8 protein-coding genes are annotated in these 19,721 nt (G+C 64.0%); 7 read left to right on the forward strand and 1 reads right to left on the reverse strand.

The window, feature by feature from the left end:
* Positions 1–43 precede the first annotated feature (43 nt).
* Entirely contained in the window at positions 44–1,288 is a 1,245-nt protein-coding gene (locus tag ACS3QZ_RS13275) for a serine hydrolase domain-containing protein (RefSeq protein WP_456038264.1), read from the reverse strand.
* Positions 1,289–1,509: 221 nt separating this feature from the next.
* On the opposite strand from ACS3QZ_RS13275, the gene ACS3QZ_RS13280 reads away from it, so the two are divergent.
* From ACS3QZ_RS13280 to ACS3QZ_RS13310, 7 genes are all read left to right on the forward strand, one after another.
* On the forward strand, positions 1,510–4,467 hold the full coding sequence (locus ACS3QZ_RS13280; RefSeq protein ID WP_456038265.1) for a calcium-binding protein: 2,958 nt from the start codon (positions 1,510–1,512) through the stop codon (positions 4,465–4,467).
* A gap of 91 nt (positions 4,468–4,558) precedes the next feature.
* The gene (locus tag ACS3QZ_RS13285) at positions 4,559–5,383 is read left to right on the forward strand and encodes a glycosyltransferase family 2 protein (RefSeq protein WP_456038266.1); all 825 of its coding nucleotides are present in this window, start codon (positions 4,559–4,561) and stop codon (positions 5,381–5,383) included.
* Entirely contained in the window at positions 5,380–6,747 is a 1,368-nt protein-coding gene (locus tag ACS3QZ_RS13290; protein ID WP_456038267.1) for an oligosaccharide flippase family protein, read from the forward strand. The genes ACS3QZ_RS13285 and ACS3QZ_RS13290 overlap by 4 nt, the downstream gene beginning before the upstream one ends.
* A gap of 118 nt (positions 6,748–6,865) precedes the next feature.
* Complete coding sequence (locus ACS3QZ_RS13295; protein WP_456039341.1) at positions 6,866–13,294, forward strand: type I polyketide synthase; 6,429 nt, start codon at positions 6,866–6,868, stop codon at positions 13,292–13,294.
* Positions 13,291–14,316 (forward strand): glycosyltransferase family 2 protein, encoded by a 1,026-nt coding sequence (locus ACS3QZ_RS13300; protein WP_456038268.1) that lies wholly within the window; start codon positions 13,291–13,293, stop codon positions 14,314–14,316. The genes ACS3QZ_RS13295 and ACS3QZ_RS13300 overlap by 4 nt, the downstream gene beginning before the upstream one ends.
* Positions 14,313–18,971, forward strand: a complete 4,659-nt coding sequence (locus ACS3QZ_RS13305) for a MupA/Atu3671 family FMN-dependent luciferase-like monooxygenase (protein WP_456038269.1) — start codon at positions 14,313–14,315, stop codon at positions 18,969–18,971. Before ACS3QZ_RS13300 ends, ACS3QZ_RS13305 begins: the two co-directional genes overlap by 4 nt.
* The gene (locus tag ACS3QZ_RS13310; RefSeq protein ID WP_456038270.1) at positions 18,968–19,699 is read left to right on the forward strand and encodes a 4'-phosphopantetheinyl transferase family protein; all 732 of its coding nucleotides are present in this window, start codon (positions 18,968–18,970) and stop codon (positions 19,697–19,699) included. The genes ACS3QZ_RS13305 and ACS3QZ_RS13310 overlap by 4 nt, the downstream gene beginning before the upstream one ends.
* Positions 19,700–19,721 lie beyond the last annotated feature (22 nt).

Raw genomic sequence — 19,721 nt, forward strand, 5'->3', positions numbered from 1 at the left:
TTGCGCAAGAGGCAGCCTAGGGCAGAATCAGCGGATCACGAAATCATCCTGCCAAGGCGGCATGCACCAGCGCCTTGAGCTGCGGGCGCGTGGGATAAGAGCTTGAGGGCGAAAGCTGGGTGAAGAACACGACCGAGAGCGCTTCGACCGGGTCAAACCAGAAGAAGGTCGAGGCCATGCCGCCCCAGCTGAAATCCCCAACGGAGCCTGGACAGCGCGCGCGACCTGGGTCCAGCACAACCGAGCCGCCAAGGCCAAAGCCCATGCCCTCCATAGGCTGTTCGGCAAAGCTCTCCGGCCCCATTGACGCGATGTCGCCCGGAAGGTGATTGCGGGTCATGAAACCTACGGTGCGCGGCCCTAAGAGGCGTACATCACCCAAGGCACCGCCCCGGCGCAGCATCTCGGTAAAGCGCAAATAGTCGTCGATGGTGCCGACCAACCCGCCGCCGCCGGAGTACATATCGGCATGCAGGAAAGGCGAATTGCCGGGCGCATCGGTCAGGCGCAACGTGTCGCCGCCGGTTTCAGCGGAGTTGAGATCGAACGCGTCCCCGGCCAACGGAGTGTAAAGCGCGGCAAAACGGTCTTGGGTGCCCGGCATGACGGAAAAGCCAGTCTCGGACATGCCAAGCGGATCAAGGATTTCTTCGCGGAAGAAAGCATCCAGCGACTTGCCCGACACCACTTCGATCACGCGGCCCAGAATGTCGATGCCCACCGAATATTCCCAGCGCGTGCCCGGATGAAAGGCCAGCGGCAATGCCGCCACCTTGTCCACCATCGCCGCAAGCGACCCCTGATCGGGTTTGAACAGCATGTCTTCGGCATCCATCGCTTGTGACAGGAGACCCGGGTTGAACGGATAGCTCAGCCCGCTGGTATGGGTGGCCAGATGGTGCAGGGTCGGGGTGGCGCAGGGTTCGGTCTGATCCATCGTGGTAGCGCCGGGGATCAGGGCCTGACAGTCGGCAAAGGCAGGGATGAAATCGGATACCGGCGCGTCAAGGTGGAACAAGCCGCGTTCGGCCAGCATCATCAGCGCGACGGTGGTGATCGGCTTGGTCATGGAGTAGATCCGCGCCGCGGTATCGCGTTCGAACGGCAGACCGGTGTCGAGATCGCGCAGTCCGGTTGCATAGTCGAACACCACATCTCCATCGCGCGCAATCAACAGCGAATTGCCCGCATATTTGCGATCCGCGACCAACGCATCCATCCAGACGCGGATACGCTCTAGCCGCTCTGTGTCAAAGCCCTTGGTTGCAGAATCTGCCGTACCGATCATCGTGCCCTCTCCCGTTAGCGCGCTTGTCCTCCGGCCCTCAGACTGCCCGCTGGGAAGGCCCTCGAACAAGGCGGTAAGAATACGTAGTTTTTTGGCACGGGCGGCGAAATCCGACAGATTGTCACCCGCTTGGGCCAGGAAGTGCTGTGATTTCAACGCAACCCTTGGAACACCCGGCGGAATCGCCACATAGTTGGACAAGCCTGCAGCGGGGAGAGAACATGCGATTGATTGGCGGCATTCTGGCGATGTGCCTTGCCTTGAGTGGGGCGGCACGGGCCGAGACGCTCAAGGTCTATGTCTACGGCAACAGCCTGATCCACCACCTGACCGATAGTGACGAAACCACGGCGCCACATTGGATCGCCAGGATCGCGGCGGCGGCGGGCAACGATTTTGCGCTGGATGGACAATGGGGGTTCCTGCGCGATTTTGCCGGGTCGGAGCGTGCCAAGGCCAATTGGCGGTTCAAGGAAGTGCCACGCGCGTGGACGCGCCAGTACCGGAATTTCGGGGATGTCGGCTGGGACGTGATCATGATCAACTCGGCGAACTTCATCCAGTACCAGGCACCGGACAAACCCTATGACGGCAAGAATGACGACGGGTCTTCGCCGCTGTCGGCCATGTTGACGGTGATCGACCGGGCCAGGGCCGAGGCCGCACCGGATCGGTTCGTGATCTATGAGGGCTGGGCTGACATGGGGGGATATGGGCGGTCCTTTCCGCCCTCCAATCGGCAATTGCGCAAGTATTATCGCTATAATGCGGGGGAGTATCACGATTGGTATGGAGACTTCCTGTCGATGATGCGGGCCGAGCGTCCGGGCGTACAGATTGACCTGATCCCGGTGGCAAGCACGCTAGCTGCGTTGCTGAATGGTGGTGTGCTTGATGGCATTCCGGCCGAGGCGCTCTATTCCGATGACGCGCCGCATGGCACGGCAACGCTTTATTTCCTCGCCGGGGCGATCACCTATGTCGGTTTGTATGACGCACCATTGCCGCAAGCGCTGAACCTGCCCGAGACGATCGACGCAACGGTGCGGGGTAAATACGGCGCGCTGCGTGACGAGATACACCGACTTGTCCTGAACCGCTCCGAGGCCAGCGGGCGCAAGGTGGTGGTGCCGCCTGCGGTCACCGCTGCGGCCTCCGAGCCGGGTACGGCCTTCCCGACCCCGGCCCTGCGCCCGGACCAGCGCAGCGAGTCCGGTCTTGGCCTTGACGATCCTGCGCTAGCGATGGGGTTGAGCGGCATTTCCGACTGGTCCACGCAGCATCCGTTCATCGACCGTTTCAAGACGGCGCGGCCCTGGGTTGGGCATTTGCCGGGGCAATGGGGAGGTGTGTCGACCGACGACCTGCTGGATCGCGGCTTGATGGACGAAGAGGGCTGGGTCTGGGGCATTCCCGAGGATATTGAAACGATCGAGGCGCTGATCCTGACGGATCAGCCCGAAGCCGCGACCGGGCTGGCGGGGATGTATCGCGTGACGTGGCAGGGCGCAGGAGAGCTGCGTGTCACCGGACGCGCCCGGGTGGTGCGGCAACAGCCCGGCGAAATCTGGTTCGACTACACGCCCGGCGACGGGCCCGTGGGCCTGCGCATCGAGATGACAGACCCGGAGCGGGTCGGTGACTATATCCATGACATCGTGGTCGTGGCCGAGGATCACATCCCGCTTTACGAGGCCGGGGCGGTGTTCAACCCCGACTGGCTGGCCGTGGTCGACAACCTGCGGTTGGTGCGCTTCATGAACTGGATGAAGACCAACGGCTCGACCGTGGAAACATGGGCCGACCGCCCCCTGATGAGCGATTTCACATGGGGCTGGCGCGGGGTGCCGATCGAGATCATGGTGCGGCTGGCCAACGAGATCGGTGCCGATCCGTGGTTCTGCATGCCGCATCTGGCGGATGAAGATTACAACAAACGCTTTGCCGCCTATGTGCGCGACAACCTCGATCCGGGGCTCAAGGCGTATGTCGAATACTCAAATGAATTGTGGAACTGGGGTTTTCGACAGGCGCAATGGGCGCTCGCACGGGCCGAGGCGCGCTGGGGCGCGAATGCCGCCGACGATGCGTGGATGCAGTTTGCCGGTATGAAAGCGGGTGAGATGGGGCACATCTGGGGCGAAGTGTTCGGCGCCGAAACCGACGCACGGCTGGTGCGCGTTGCAGCAACACATACGGATTGGCCGGGGTTGGAGAAGGGGCTGTTGCAGGCCCCGCTTTGGCAGGAAGAAGGCAATCCGGCACCGGTGACGTTTTTTGATGCCTATGCCGTCACGGGGTATTTCGGGGTTGAACTGGGCATGGACGAAGGGGCGCCCAAGGTGATCGGCTGGCTGGAAGAGGCCGAGGCCAAGGCGCGCGCAGGTGGGGAGGCCCGCGGGCTGAAACGGACTGCGCTGGACGCCTATGTCGATGAACACCGTTACGACGGCGTTCACGCCAAGACAGCGGCAGCACTGCGCAAAGGCAGCTTCAACCATATCCTGACCAAGGCCCTGCCCTATCAGGCGCGGGTGGCCCGCGAAAACCGGCTGGCGCTGGTGATGTACGAGGGCGGCAGCCACGTGTCCGGCGTACTGGAGTGGGCCAATAACCGCGCCTTGACCGACTATTTCATTGCCTTCAGCACCAGCGAGGAATTGGGCGCGATTTACCGCGAGTTGCTTCCGGCCTGGGCCGGGCTGGGCGGTCAGGCGTTCAATGCTTTTACCGACGTGGGACAGCCCAGCAAGTGGGGCAGTTGGGGGCATCTGCGCCACCTCTGGGACAAGACCCCGCGCCATGACGCGTTGATGGCCTATAATCAGCGTGGCCAGCATTGGGGCGCGGACCGCGCCAAAGGTGTGTTTCTGCATGGCGGCGTGTTCACCGGGACGGATGGCGACGACCGCCTTGCCGGAACCCGGAAACGGGACGTTCTGATCGCCGGAGCGGGCAACGACACGCTTGTGGCGCAGGGGCCGGGAGACCTTTTGCATGGCGGCGCAGGCGAAGACACCGTGATCCTACCGGGTGAGCGGCTGGATTATGCGTTTGACCGGTTTCTGGGGCGCATCCGGGCGCTGGGGATCACGGGCGAATACCTTTTGACCGAAATCGAGACCGTGGTTTTCGACGCGGAACCGGATGTGGCGCTGCCTCTTGAAGGGCTTTTGTGACACAGGGACACGCGCTGGCGCAGTTTTCCCATGACGACGGACTCCTGCCAATGCTAGGTTTTGCACATAAAACAAGCAGGGCAGAGCAGCCGTGATCAGCATCATCATACCAGCCAACAACGAAGGCGCGCATATTGGCGCGTGTCTTGAGGCGGTGTTCGCGTCGGACGGTCCCGCGCGTGCTCAGGTGATCGTTGTCGCCAATGGCTGCAACGACGAAACCGTGACCATGGCGCAGGCGTTTTTGGACGCGGCGGACGCGCGGGGGTGGCAGCTTGAGGTGCTGGACCTGCCCGCGATGGGCAAAATGGGCGCGCTGAACGCAGGTGACGCCGCGGCGGCATACGGGATGCGGGCCTATCTGGATGCGGACGTTCTGGTGGACCAGGCGCTGTTTGGACAGATCGCCAGGGCGCTTGATACCGACGCGCCGCGCTATGCCAGCGGGCGGCTGCGGCTGGCCAAGGCGCGCACATGGGCAACCCGCGCCTATGCGCGCATCTATACGCGGGTGCCGTTCGTGACCCATGGCGTTCCCGGTGCGGGGCTGTTCGCGGTGAACGCGGCGGGGCGCAGGCGCTGGGACAACTTTCCGGCCATCATTTCCGACGATACCTTCGTGCGGCTGAGCTTTGCGCCGGGCGAACGCATCGGCGTGGCAGCGGGCTATGACTGGCCGCTGGTCGAGGGGTTTGGCAACCTCGTGCGCGTGCGGCGGCGGCAGAATGCCGGGGTTGCGGAAATCGAAAGCGACCATCCCGCCCTGCTGAAAAACGACGACAAGCCTTCGCTTGGGCTGCGCGGCCTTCTCGGGCTGGCGCTTACCGATCCGTTCGGCTTTGCCGTCTATGCCGGGGTGGCTTTGATCGTGAAACTGACACCGGGCAAGGGTGCCGGTTGGGAGCGGGGCAGATGAGCCGGTTGCGTACCCTGACCCGTGGCGAGAGCCTCGCCGCCCGCGCGATGCGGTCCTCGGCGCTGACCGTGCTGGGCTATGGCGGCTCACAGGCATTGCGGCTGGCGTCGAACCTGATCCTGACCCGGCTGCTGTTTCCCGAAGCCTTTGGCCTGATGAGCCTTGTCTGGGTCTTCCTGCAAGGTCTGTCGAATTTCTCGGACATGGGGGTGGCGCAATCCATCCTGCAATCCAAGCGCGGCGAGGAGAAGGATTTCCTTGATACCGCATGGACAGTGCAGGTGTTGCGCGGGCTGATCCTCTGGGCGGCGACATGGGCGCTTGCTGCACCGGTGGCGGCCTTCTATGACGCGCCCGAGCTGCGTGAACTGCTTCCGGTGGTGGGGCTCACGCTGTTCATCATGGGCCTGTTCCCGACCAAGCGCGACAGCGCCAATCGCAGGCTGGTACTGGGGCGGCTGACGGCCATCGACCTTGTCGCGCAAACCATCGGGCTTGGGGCTGGCGTGCTTGTCGCCTGGAGCACCGGGTCGGTGTGGGCGCTTGTCGCAAGCGCGGTTGTCACCAACCTCATGCAGTTGATTTTCTACAGCATTTTCCTTCCGGGAGCGCTGAACAAACCCCGTTGGGAACCGAAGGCGGCACATGAGTTGATCCATTTCGGCAAATGGATTTTCCTGTCGACCGCCGCCGGGTTCCTGCTGAGCCAAGGGGACAAGATCGTGCTTGGGAAATTCCTCAGCCTCGGGGCGTTGGGGGTCTATAATATCGGCTATTTCCTCGCCTCATTCCCGCTCTTGCTGGGCGGCATGGTGGTGCGTCGGATCATGATCCCGATCTATCGTGAAAAACCCCCGTCCGAGAGCGCGGCCAATGTCGCCAACCTGCACCGGATGCGGATGATGCTTTCGGGCGGATTGTTTGCGCTCTTGTTCGGGTTTGCCATGCTGGGGGTGTGGCTGGTGCTGGTGCTTTATGATCCGCGCTATGAACTGGCCGGGGGCGTCGTTGTGCTTTTGGCGCTGATGCAGATCCCGCAACTGATCGCGCTGACCTATGACAATGCGGCCCTTGCAGCCGGGGACTCACGCGGGTTCTTCGTGTTGGCTGCAACCCGCGCCGGGCTGATGATGGCCGGGTTGCTGTTCGGAGCAAGCCAGTGGGGCCTAACCGGCGCGCTGCTGGGACAGGGGGCCGCGATGGTGCTCGCCTATCCCGTGGTTGTCTGGCTGGCGCGGCGCCACGGGGCGTGGGATTCGCGCCACGACGCGCTTTTCTGGGCCTTGGGGGTCGGGATTGCAGCCCTGTCGCTTTGGCTCAACTTCAGCGCAATTCAGGGGCTAACCGCCCTCAATTTGCCCTGATTTGACCTTTGTAACGGGCGTTTCGGGGCGTATCTTCGAGATCAAGAATATTTCCCGGTGCGGCACGCCGGAGCAATTGTGGCGCAGTTTTGACAACAGGTTGTGAGCGTTGAGTGACGTGGTCGGTGACATAAACGAGACGGATATTGCCATTGTGGGCATGGCGGCCCACCTTCCCGGTGCGCCGGGGATCGAGACTTATTGGCAAAACCTACGCGACGGAATCGAGTCGATCACACGGCTGAGCGAAGCCGAGCTTGAAGCGAATGGCGAAAGCCCGGCCCGCATGAAGCACCGCAACTACGTGCCCGCCGCCGCGATGCTGGACGGGTTTGCCGAATTCGATGCCGATTTTTTTGGCCTGTCACCAAAGGAAGCTGCGATCATGGACCCGCAGCACCGCCAGTTTCTCGAGGTGAGCTGGGAGGCGCTGGAAAACGCCGGGCATATGCCGGAACATTTCGACGGGCCGATTGGGGTTTTCGCGGGCTGCGGCATGGGCAGCTATTTCTATTTCAACATCTGTTCGAACCGCGATCTGGTCGACTCGACCGGTATGTTCCTGTTGCGCCACACCGGGAACGACAAGGATTTCCTGTCCACGCGGTTGAGCCATATCCTTGATCTCAAGGGGCCTTCGCTCGGCCTGCAAACCGCCTGTTCCACCTCGCTGGTCGCAGTGCATTACGCCACCCAAGCGATCCTGAACGGAGAATGCGACATGGCGCTTGCCGGGGGCGTGACGATCGAGTTGCCGCATGGGCGCGGTTACGTGTTCGAAGACGGCGAGATCCTGTCGCCGGACGGCCATTGCCACGCTTTTGACCACCGCGCCCAAGGCACGGTTTTTGGCTCGGGGGCTGGCGTCGTGGTGTTGCGGCGTTTGAAAGACGCCATCGCTGATGGCGATCACATCTGGGCGGTGATCAAGGGATCGGCGGTCAACAATGACGGCTCGGCCAAGGCCGGGTATCTCGCGCCATCGGTGGACGGACAGGCAGCGGCGGTGGCCGATGCGCTGGCGATTGCCGATGTGCCGGCGGACACGGTGGATTACGTGGAATGCCACGGCACCGGCACCTATCTAGGCGACCCGATCGAGGTCGCCGCGCTGACCGAGGCGTTCCGCGAAACCACCAAAGACACCGGTTTCTGCCGGATCGGATCGGTGAAGACCAATATCGGGCATCTCGATACGGCTGCCGGGGCGGCGAGCCTGATCAAGACATCGCTGGCGCTGCATCACAAGCAGATGCCCCCGTCGCTGGGCTACGAGGCGCCCAACCCGGCGATTGATTTTGAAAACAGTCCCTTCCGGGTGAATGACACCCTGACCGACTGGACCCCGACAAAGGGACCGCGGCGCGCCGGGGTGAACTCGTTGGGGGTAGGTGGCACCAATGCACATGTGGTGGTCGAAGAGGCCCCTGCTCGCCCTGCATCAGAACAATCAGACTGGCCATTCCAACTGCTCGTGGTCTCGGGCCGGTCCAACAAGGCGCTGGATGCAAATGCATCGCGCCTTGCCCAACATCTGCGTGCCCATCCCGAACAGCCGTTGGAGGACGTCGCCCATACGCTCCTGAATGGTCGGCGCGCGTTCGAGAAACGCCGGGTGGTGGTGGCCGAGAGCCACGAAGAGGCCGCCAACCTGTTGGAAAGCGGCAATCCGCGCCGCGTGTTCACCCATGCCGCCGATATAGACTCGCCTGAAATGGTGTTCATGTTCCCCGGCGGCGGGGCGCAATATGTCGGCATGGGGCGCGACCTTTACGAAACCGAGCCGGTGTTCCAGGAATGGATGGATCGCGGGTTCGACGTGCTGGCGGGCAAGGGGGGCGAAGACCTCCGCGCTCTGTGGCTGGCCGAGGGCGAGGAAGCCTCGCACAAGGCTGAGGAGCGGCTCCGGCGCCCGTCCTTGCAACTGCCTCTGATCATGATGGTGGAATATGCGCTGGCGCAGCTGTGGATCGGCTGGGGTGTGAAACCCGGCGCGCTGGTCGGGCATTCCATGGGCGAGAACACCGCCGCCTGTGTCGCCGGGGTCATGTCCTTCGAAGACTGTCTTGGGCTGGTTCAGCTACGCGGGCAGCTTTTTGACACGGTGCCGCCGGGCGGCATGCTTTCGGTGCCGCTGCCATTGGCCGAGGTCCAGCCCCATCTTAGCGAAGATTGTGACATCGCGTCGGTGAATGCCCCTACCCTGACGGTCATCTCCGGCCCCGATGCAGCGCTTGCCGCGCTGGCCGAGCGGCTGGCCGCCGAAGAGGTCGAAACCCAGCGGGTGCCGATCAACATCGCCGCCCATTCGCGGATGCTGGACCCGATCCTTGAGCGCTTTGGGGCCTACCTGCGGTCGATCCCGCTTCATGCGCCGCGCCTGCCGATCATCTCGAACCGCACCGGCGCGGCCTTGCTCGAAAGCGAGGCGACGGACCCGGACTACTGGGTACAGCACCTGCGCAACACGGTGCTATTTGCCGACGACATCACCACGCTGGCGCAGAATAGCGCGCGGGTGTATCTTGAAGTCGGTCCGGGCAAAGCCCTGTCTTCGCTGGTAAAAATGCACGGGAGCGTCAAGCCGGACAAGGTGCTGTCGTCGTTGCGCCACCCCGAGGACGAGATCGCCGACGACGCCTATTTCCTGACCGTTCTGGGTCAGCTCTGGGCCTGCGGCGTCACGGTGGATTTTGAACAATACTGGGGCGGTGTCCCACGGCAGAAGGTGGTTCTGCCGTCTTATGCGTTCCAGCGGTCGCGCTATTTCATCGAACCGGGCAAGGCACAGATCGACGCGCCGGATGACATCCTGATGCGGCTCGAGGACCGCGCGGACTGGACCTATGCCCCCGCCTGGAAACCGGCGTTGGCGGAATGCGAAATCGACGTCGAGACCGAGCTTGGCAGCGCGCCGAAACACGCGTGGCTGATCTTTGCCGATCAAGGCGGGACCGGAGCGGCGCTGGCCGCGCGGCTGCAGGGCGCCGGACACGATGTCGTCACCGTCACCGCCGGGGATGCCTTTGCCCAGACCGGCCCGGACAGCTATGTTCTGGCCCCCGAGCGCGGTCGTGATGGATATGACGCGCTTGTGCAGGACCTGATGGGCCGGGGCCGTGTGCCGGATCGGGTCGTGCATATGTGGCTGCTCACCGAGACCGAGACCCACCGCCCCGGATCAAGCTTTTTCCACCGCAACCAGGAACAGGGCCTGATGAGCCTGTTCTTCCTGGCGCAGGCCATCAGCGACGAAAACCTGCCCCGCCCCTTGCATGTCACCACCATCTGTTCCGGTGCCGTGCAGGTGCGTGGTGAGGCGCTGCCCTACCCGGAGAAGTCAACCGTGCTGGGGGCCGTGCAGGTGATCCCGCGCGAATTGCCGGGCGTGACCTGCGCCCTGCTGGACGTCACTCCACCCGACCGCAAGGGGCGCGATGCGCTGGCCCTGCGGCTGTTGGAAGACCTGATGGCGCCGCCGCGCGACCTGATCGGCGCACTGCGCGGCGAGAAACGGTTCGAGCGCAGCTATCGCAAGGTGGCGCTGGAAGGCTCGGATGCCCCCGTATGGTTGCCGGGTGGCACTTATCTGATTACCGGTGGGTTTGGCGGCATCGGCCTGACACTGGCCGAGCGCGCCATTCGCGCGGCGGGGGCCAATATCGTGCTGCTGTCGCGTGAAGGGTTGCCCGAGCGCGACGACTGGGAACGCTATCTGGACGGCCACGGGCCGATGGATCGTACCGCGCGGCGCATCCGCGCCGTGGAGCGGCTTGAATCCCTTGGTGGCAAGGTGCTGTGCCTCGCAGCGGATGTCTGCAATATCGACGAGATGAACGAGGCGGTGAGCGCAGCCAAGGCCGCGTTCGGAGAGATTACCGGCGTGATCCATGCCGCCGGGGTGATCGACGATGGCCCGCTTCTGGCCAAGACCTCTGCCGGGATCGACGACGTGCTGGCGCCGAAGCTGCACGGGGTTCAGGTGCTGGAAACCCTGTTCCCGGACGGCGCGCTGGACTGGCTGGCGCTGTTCGCCTCTTCGTCCACCGCGACTGCCCCCGCCGGACAGATCGACTATGTCGCGGCCAACGCCTATCTGAACGCCTATGCGCAGTCCCGTGTGGGCGACAAGACCCGCGTGCGCGCGGTCAACTGGGGCCTCTGGGCCGAGGTCGGCATGGCCGCCGAAGCGGTCGCCGCGCGCAGCGGAGAGGTGCCGGACATGCCGGTCCAACCGATCCACGCGCCGTTGCTCGATGCCGCCGGGTTTGACAAGACCGGCGCGCGAATCTTCACCGCGCGCTATGACACGACCCGCTGGGTGCTGGATGAGCATCGCACCAAGGACGGGCAGGCCGTCATGCCCGGCACGGGGTATATCGAACTGGCCTTCGAGGCGCTGACCGCGCAGGGGGAAAACGATCCCTTCGAAATTCGCGACCTTCTGTTCCTGCGTCCATTGCAGGTTTCAGACAACGGCGAATCCGAGCTGCGGGTGCGGCTGTTGCGCAGCGACGAGGGCTACCGGTTCGAGGTCCAGACTGCCTGTCTGTTCGAGGGGCGCAAGGGGTGGCGGACCCATGCCGAAGCGCGGCTTGTTCCGGTGCGGAACGCCAAGCCAGGCAAGCTGGACACGGACGTGATCCTTGACCGCTGCCCAGAACGGCAATCGGGTGCGGGCCTGGCGCTGAGCACACCACAAGAGGCGCATCTCGACTTCGGCCCGCGCTGGAAAGTCCTGCGCGATATGGCGCTTGGCGCGGGCGAAGGGTTTGCGAGCCTGTCGCTTGATCCGGCCTTTGCCGGGGATGGGTGCCAGGTGCATCCCAGCCTTCTGGACATCGCGACTGGCTGGGCGATGGCGCTCATTCCCGGATACACGCCAAGTCATTTGTGGGTGCCGATCGGCTATGGTGCGCTGCGCCTGTTGGCCCCGTTGCCGTCCGAAATCGTCAGCCATGTGCGCCTGTCCTCGGGCGATGGTGACACGGGCATGGCGAGTTTTGACGTCACCCTTGCAGAACCAGACGGAACCGTATGCTGCGAAGTCAGAGGTCTGTCCATTCGCCGGGTGGAAACCGCTGCCGGATTTGCCCGTGCACAGCCCCTGCGCAAGGGAGAGGTCGCGTTTGACGCCGCAGACACGGCCCTGGCGCCGCTGTCTCCGGCAGAGGAGCGGCTGGCCTATAACCTGACGCAGGGCATTCCGCCCGAACAGGGAGCCGAGATGTTCGAAGCCGCGCTCGCAGCGCCGATGGCGCAGGTCGTGATCTCGTCCCTCGACCTGCCCGCGTTGATCGCACAGGCTGCGGCGGGCATGCGCGAAGAAGGCGGCGACGGGCAGGCATTTGAGCGGCCCGAGCTGGACACGGATTACGTCGAACCAACAAATGACATCGAACGCACGCTGGCCGGGTTCTGGCAGGATCTCCTTGGCGTCGACAAGGTGGGCATCCGTGACAGTTTCTTCGACCTTGGCGGGCACTCTCTGATCGCGGTACGCCTGTTTGCCATGGTCAAGAAAGCCTATCGGATCGAATTCCCGATCTCGATCCTGTTCGAAGCCCCCACGGTGGAAAAATGCGCCGCGATGATCGCAGAACGGCTTGGGCCAGACGCTCAAGGCGCCGACGACGGCGCGCCCGCGCCCGAGGCGGCGCCTGCCCGCCGGTTTACCCATCTCGTCCCGATGCATCAGGGCGAAGGCGGTCCGAAAACGCCGTTCTTCCTTGTGGCGGGTATGTTCGGGAACGTTCTGAACCTGCGTCACCTCGCCCATCTGATCGGCACCGACCGTCCGTTCTATGGGCTTCAGGCGCGCGGGCTGTTCGGTGACGAGGCCCCGCATGAAACCCTTGTGCAGGCGGCAACAGACTACATTGCCGAGATGCGGCAGGTGCAGCCACACGGCCCCTATCTTCTGGGTGGCTTCTCGGGCGGCGGCATCACCGCCTATGAAATCGCGCGCCAGCTCGAGGCGGATGGCGAAACCGTTTCGCTGGTGGCCATGCTCGACACACCGTTGCCGGTGCGCCGCCCGTTGTCCCGCGCAGACCGGATGAAGATCCAGATGCAGGAACTCCGGGCCAAGGGCGCCGCCTATCCGCTGATCTGGGCAAGGAACCGGATCGCCTGGGAGATCGGGAAACGCCGCGCGCCACAGGAAACCGACGCAGAGGCGACGGGGCAGCAATTCCATGATGCCGAGATCGAGTCCGCCTTCCTGCAGGCCGTTGCGCGTTATCAAATGCATGGTTGGGGCGGCAATCTCGTGCTGTTCCGCCCGCCGCTGTCCGGCAAGTGGGACATGGGCAATGGCCGCCTTGTCGATCAGGACCGCGCCTATGTGTTCCATGACAATGACTGGGGCCAATACGTGCCGGACGTGCGCGTGTTCGAGGTGCCGGGCGACCATGACAGCATGGTTCTCGAACCCAATGTGCGCCTGCTCGCGGCACGCATGAAAAAGGTGATCGCCGAGGCCGAAAAAGCCATGCCATCGGACACGAGCATACCATCGGACACGAGACGGGAGGCCGCCGAATGAGGAACCCGTCGCTGCTGACCATCATCCTGAACTACAAGACGCCAGAGATGACGCTTCAATCGGCCGAGGCTGCCTTGCGCGAAATGGACGGGATCGACGGGCAGATCGTGGTTGTCGACAACGATAGCGGCGATGGGTCTTTCGAAACCATCCGGGCCGAAATCATCCGGCGCGGATGGCCGACCGAGCGGATCGAGGTGATCCGGTCCGGGCATAACGGCGGCTTTGGCGCGGGCAACAATTTTGGCATACGGCACGGGTTCGCCACGCGTATTTTCGACTTCGTCTATATCCTCAACTCGGACGCCTTTCCCGACTCGGGCAGCATTCGAACCCTTCTGGATCACATGTGCCACACCCCGGAAACCGGGCTCGCCGGGAGCTATATCCATGGCCCCGACGGTGATCCGCATCTGACCGCCTTTCGTTTTCCGTCGATCTGGGGCGAGCTTGAAGGCGCGGCGCGTGTGGGCGCGGTGAGCAAGATGTTGGAAAAGCATATCGTTCCCCTGCCGATCCCGTCTGTCACGACGCGGGTCGACTGGCTGGCAGGTGCGTCGATGATGATCCGGAGCAAGGTGCTCGAGCAGGTGGGCGCCTTTGACGAAACATTTTTCCTCTATTTCGAAGAAACCGACCTTTGCCTGCGCGCTGCGCGTGCCGGGTGGTGCACCGATTATGTGCGCGCCAGCGAGGTGACACATATCGGGTCGGTTTCGACGGGCATGAAAACATGGACCCGGATGCCCCGCTACTGGTTCGACAGCCGCCTCTACTATTTCCGGCGCAACCATGGCGGGCTCTATGCCGGGGCCGCAACGCTGGCCCATGTTGCCGGCGGCCTCATCTGGCGGCTGCGCCGCCTGATCGGCGGGAAACCCCATCGTGATCCCGACAGGTTCCTGTGGGACCTGATCGTGCACTACTGCAAGTTCTCTCTCAAACACCTACCGCGCGAACGTAACCAAATACCCACTTTTGCCCTTTTACCTGATCCCGCACGCGGGGGAGAGATGCCATGAGCCTTGATACGATTTCCGCAAATGCCCCGATGTCTGCCGTTTTCATCGGCAACGAAAGCCTTCTGATTCAATGCGCGACCCTCTGGCGGGATACCGGCGGCGGGATTGCCGCCATCGTGACCCGTTCTCCCGAGATCGCGGACTGGGCCCAGGATGCCGGATTGCCTGTGATCTCGTCGGATGCCGACCTCGTTGCGGAACTTGGGGGGCTGCGGTTCGACTGGCTGTTGTCGGTGGCCAATCTCGACATGCTGCCCGAGGCGGTATTGCGCCTGCCTGCGCGGGGTGCGGTGAACTTTCACGACGGGCCGTTGCCGCGCTATGCGGGGCTGAATGCGCCGGTCTGGGCGCGCATCGCGCAGGAACCGCGCCACGGCATCACCTGGCACATGATCGAACCCGGCGCCGACACGGGCGACATTCTCGTGCAGCGCATGTTCGACATCAGCCAGACCGACACGGCCCTCGCACTGAACACGAAATGCTATGCCGCCGCCATCGACAGCTTTCCCGAGGTGGTGCAGGCGCTGGCCGACGGGCTGCCGGCGCGGCGCGCGCAAGACATGAGCCAGCGCAGCTATTTCGGACGCGCGCATATGCCGGATTGCGCCGGGCGGCTTGATTTCCGTCGCGATGCGCAGGAACTGGTCGCACTGGTGCGGGCGCTGGATCACGGCGACTATTTCAACCCGATCACCGCCCCCAAGGTTGTCGCCGGGGGGCGGGTATTGTTGGTCCGCGCGGCCGAGCTGGCCGAAAGCGCCGGGCGCGGGGAGCCGGGCGCAGTGCTGGCCGTGTCCGACGACAATGTAACCGTGGCCTGTGGCCGGAGCGCTGTCGTGCTGTCGGGGTTGAGCGATCAGAATGGCACGGCGGTGCAACCCGCCCATATCCTGCGCATGGGTGAACGCCTGCCGATGGCAGATCGCGCCGCCGCCGAAGCGCTGGCGCAGACCATGGGACAGGCGGCGAAATCCGAACCCTTCTGGCGCAAGCGGCTCGAAGGCTTCGTGCCCGCGACGCTGCCGCTGATTGGTGCGGCGGGCGATTTGCCCGACATTCGCCGTTTGCCGGTCGATCTCAAGGGCGCGGATGGTTTGGCCGCGCTGGTGCTATGGGCGCTGCGCTCCGGCGCGCCTGAAACCTGTGATATCGCCTATCGCGGCGCCGACGCGCCCCATTCCGCCGGGTACCTGAACGACTGGGGGCCGCTGCGCATGGACGCTGGGCTGTTGCTCGATGAGGTGGATGCGGCCCGTGCCGCGATCCGTACCGAAGCCGAAATCTGCGACAGGAATGGCAGCTTTGCCCGTGACCTGATCGCACGCGATCCGAAGCTGGACGCGCCCGCGATGCCCGATCTGGCGATCTGTTTTGACACCGGGCATGGTCCGCTTGAAGGTGCGGCCCTGTCCTTTGTTCTGGCGGACGAGTCGGCAACCCTGCACTATGATGCAGCGCGCGTGCCTTGCGAACATGCCGCGCGGCTCGTCGCGCGGCTGGAACTGCTGGCGGGCGCGATGGCTGACGATGTTGCGGGCAAAGACCTGCCAATCCTGCCCGACGCCGAACGCGCCGAGGTTCTGGAAAGCTGGAACGCGACCCAGACCGACATTGATCCCGACTTCACCATGCAGGCCCAGTTCGAGGCGCAGGTGGCCAAGACGCCCGACGCCCCGGCGCTGGTGTTCGAGCATGACATCCTGAGCTACGCCGACCTGAACGCGCGCGCCAACCGTGCCGCGCATGTTCTGCGCGACATGGGCGTGACGCGCGGCTCGCTCGTGGGGCTTTGCGCGCGGCGGTCGCCCGACCTCGTGGTCGGCGCGCTGGCAATCCTCAAGGCGGGTGGGGCCTATGTGCCGCTGGACCCGGCCTATCCGCAGGACCGGCTGGCGCATTACATTGCCGACTCGGGCTGTGGTGTGATCGTAACGCAAGCGGCGCGGGCCGCAGATCTGCCACCGCATCAGGCACAGTTGCTGGAACTTGATACGGATATGCGCCTGAACACGGCGCCGGATGCAAATCCCGATTTGGTGAGCGCAGGCAGTGATCTGGCCTATCTGATTTACACATCTGGCTCGACCGGCACCCCGAAGGGCGTGATGGTCGAACATGGCAACGTGGCCAATTTCTTTGCCGGGATGGATGCACGTATCCCTCACGGTCAGGGCGATACGTGGCTGGCCGTCACCTCGCTCAGCTTTGACATCTCGGTGCTCGAACTGTTCTGGACGCTGGCGCGGGGATTCAAGCTGGTGTTGTCCGGCGATGAGACATCGACGCAGATTTCCAATGGTCGCCTGCCCGCCGCCGCAGGGGGAATGGAGTTTTCGATCTACTACTGGGGCAATGACGACGGCGTGGGTTCGAAAAAATACGAAACCCTGCTGGAAGGCGCAAAATTTGCCGACGCGCACGGGTTCTGTGCCGTCTGGACGCCCGAACGCCATTTCCACGCCTTTGGTGGCCCCTACCCCAACCCAGCCGTGACCGGTGCCGCCGTGGCCGCCGTCACCAAACAGATCGGCGTGCGCGCCGGGTCTTGCGTGACGCCGCTGCACCATACCGCGCGCGTGGCCGAGGAATGGGCCGTGATCGACAACCTGACCGACGGGCGCGCGGGGCTGGCGATTGCCGCAGGCTGGCAGCCGGACGATTTCGTGCTGCGCCCGGAAAACACACCGCCCCGCAACCGCGACGTGATGTTCGAACAACTGGAAGACCTGCGCAAACTCTGGCGCGGGGAAGAGGTGGAATTTGCCCGCAAGGATGGCAGCCTTCATTCCGTGCTGACCCAACCGCGCCCCGTTTCCAAGGAACTGCCTGTCTGGGTGACAACCGCGGGCAACCCGGAAACGTGGAAAGACGCCGGGCGGCGCGGCTGCAATGTGCTCACCCACCTGTTGGGCCAGAGCGTTGAGGAAGTGGGCGCCAAGATCGCGCTGTATCACGACGCGCTGCGCGAGGTCGGGCACAACCCGGATGACTTCACCGTCACGCTGATGCTGCACAGCTTTTTGGCCGAGGATCGCGACACCGCGCGCGAGATTGCCCGCGAGCCGATGAAGGATTACCTGCGCAGTGCTGCCGGGCTCATCAAGTCCTACGCCTGGGCCTTCCCGGCTTTCAAACGGCCCAAGGGCGTGGACAACGCTTTTGAGCTCGACCTTGGCATCCTGTCTCCAGAGGAACTCGAGGAAATTCTCGACTTTGCCTTCCTGCGCTATTTCGAAGACAGCGGTCTTTTTGGCACGGTCGAGGACGCGCTCGACCGGGTGGAGCAGGTCAAGCGCATCGGTGTGACCGAGATTGCCTGCCTGATCGACTATGGCATTGCACCGGCAGATGTGTTGCAGGGGCTGCGCCCGCTGGCCGAGGTGCTCAAACGCGCCAACGAGGGCGGCGAGCTGGACCCCTCCGACACCTCGATCGCGGCGCAGATGCTGCGACACGCGGTCAGCCACATGCAATGCACCCCGTCCATGGCGCGCATGATCGCCATGAACGACGAAGCCCGTTTTGCCCTTGGCGGCGTGAAACACCTGATGATCGGGGGCGAGGCGCTTTCGGGCGCGCTGGTCTCCGACCTGAGCGCCGCCACGCGGGCCGAGGTGCAGAACATGTACGGGCCGACCGAAACGACGATCTGGTCCACCTCGGCTTTGACCGATGCGTCCGAGGGGGTCGCCAATATCGGCACACCCATCTCCAATACGCAAGCGTATGTTCTGGACGAGTCCGGACGCCCCGTTCCGATCGGGGTTCCGGGCGAACTCTATATCGGGGGGGCGGGCGTCACGCGCGGCTATTGGCAGCGCGAAGAAATGACCGCCGACAGGTTCGTCGCCAACCCGTTCGGTGAAGGGCGGCTTTACCGGACCGGGGATCTCGTGCGCTGGCGCGCGGATGGCAAGCTCGACTTCCTTGGGCGCGCCGACCATCAGGTCAAGCTGCGCGGTTATCGGATCGAGCTGGGCGAGATCGAAACCCGGCTGGAAGAGATGACCGGCATCGAACAGGCGGTGGTGATCGCTCGCGAGGACACGCCGGGCGACGTGCGGCTTGTGGCCTATCTGCGCGGGTCGTCCGTGCCGGCTGACGCGGATATCCGTGCCACGCTGCGCACAACCCTGCCCGAGTTCATGCGGCCTCAGCACTATGTCACGCTTGAAAGCTTCCCGTTGACGCCCAATAAGAAGGTGGATCGCAAGGCGCTGCCCGCGCCCGAGGCAACGCGCAAGCTGTCGGTGCCTGAACCCAAGGCAGCCCCGGTTGTCGTCGCCACCGACACCAACAGCGATCTCGCACAGGTGGTGGCGGATGTCTGGGCGCATGTGCTGGGTGTGGGACAGGTTTCGGCAACCGACAATTTCTTTGATCTCGGCGGGCATTCGCTGTTGGCGGTGCAGGCACATCGCGAGATCAAGGCGCAAGTCGGCGTTGACAGGCTGACCATCACCGACATCTTCCGCTTCCCGGTTCTGGGTGCGCTTGTCGGACGTCTCGAAGAGCTGACCGGCGGTGCCCGCCCGACCGGAACCCCTGAAACTGCTCCGGCCGAGGAAGTGGCGGAACGCGCCACCGATCGTGCCGAGGCCATGTCGAAACGGCGCGCCATGCGGGCACGGCGCCGGGCAGGTGCGAAATGATCCTGAACAACAACCACCTGAACCAACTGATCGAACGCGGCACTTCATGGGCGCCGGAGGGTGTTGGGATCGCGGTTGCCGATCCGACCCTGCCCGCCTACCCGGTCTGGCCCGAAGAGGCCCCGGCGATTGCCCGCGCTGTTCCGGCCCGGCGGCGCGAGTTCGCGGCCGGGCGCCATGCCGCGCGGCGCGCCATGGGAATGATCGGGGTCACGCCCCGCGCGTTGCCCGGCGGTCAGAACCGTGCGCCGCAATGGCCCGCCGGGCTGACCGGATCCATCAGCCATGACGCCACGAGCTGTATCGCCCTGGTCTCCCGGACAGACAGGTTTCGAGCGCTTGGCGTGGACGTCGAGCCGGATGCCCCCCTGCCCGAAGATCTCGTGCCGCAAATCTGTGTTTCAGGGGAACGCGCATGGCTTGAGACACAGCCCGCAATGTCGCGTTACATGCTTGCGCGCAAGATTTTCTGCGCCAAGGAGGCCCTCTACAAGGCCCAGTTCCCGTTGACCCGCCTGCTTTTCGGGTTCGATGCCGTGCAGGTGTTTCTGGATCCCGGACAGGACACCTTTACCGCCGTATTCCTGCGCACCGTCGGTCCCATCCGGGCAGGCAGCCGCCTGTCAGGCAGGGTCGGAAGCGCCGGCGGGCATGTGCTGGCCATGGTGTCGCTGGGGGCGCAAAGCGGTTCACAAAACGCGGATTTCCCCGTTTCGGCCATTGGATAACCACATTCCCGCGCCACATTAA

This window comes from Shimia sp. W99 (assembly GCF_053851455.3).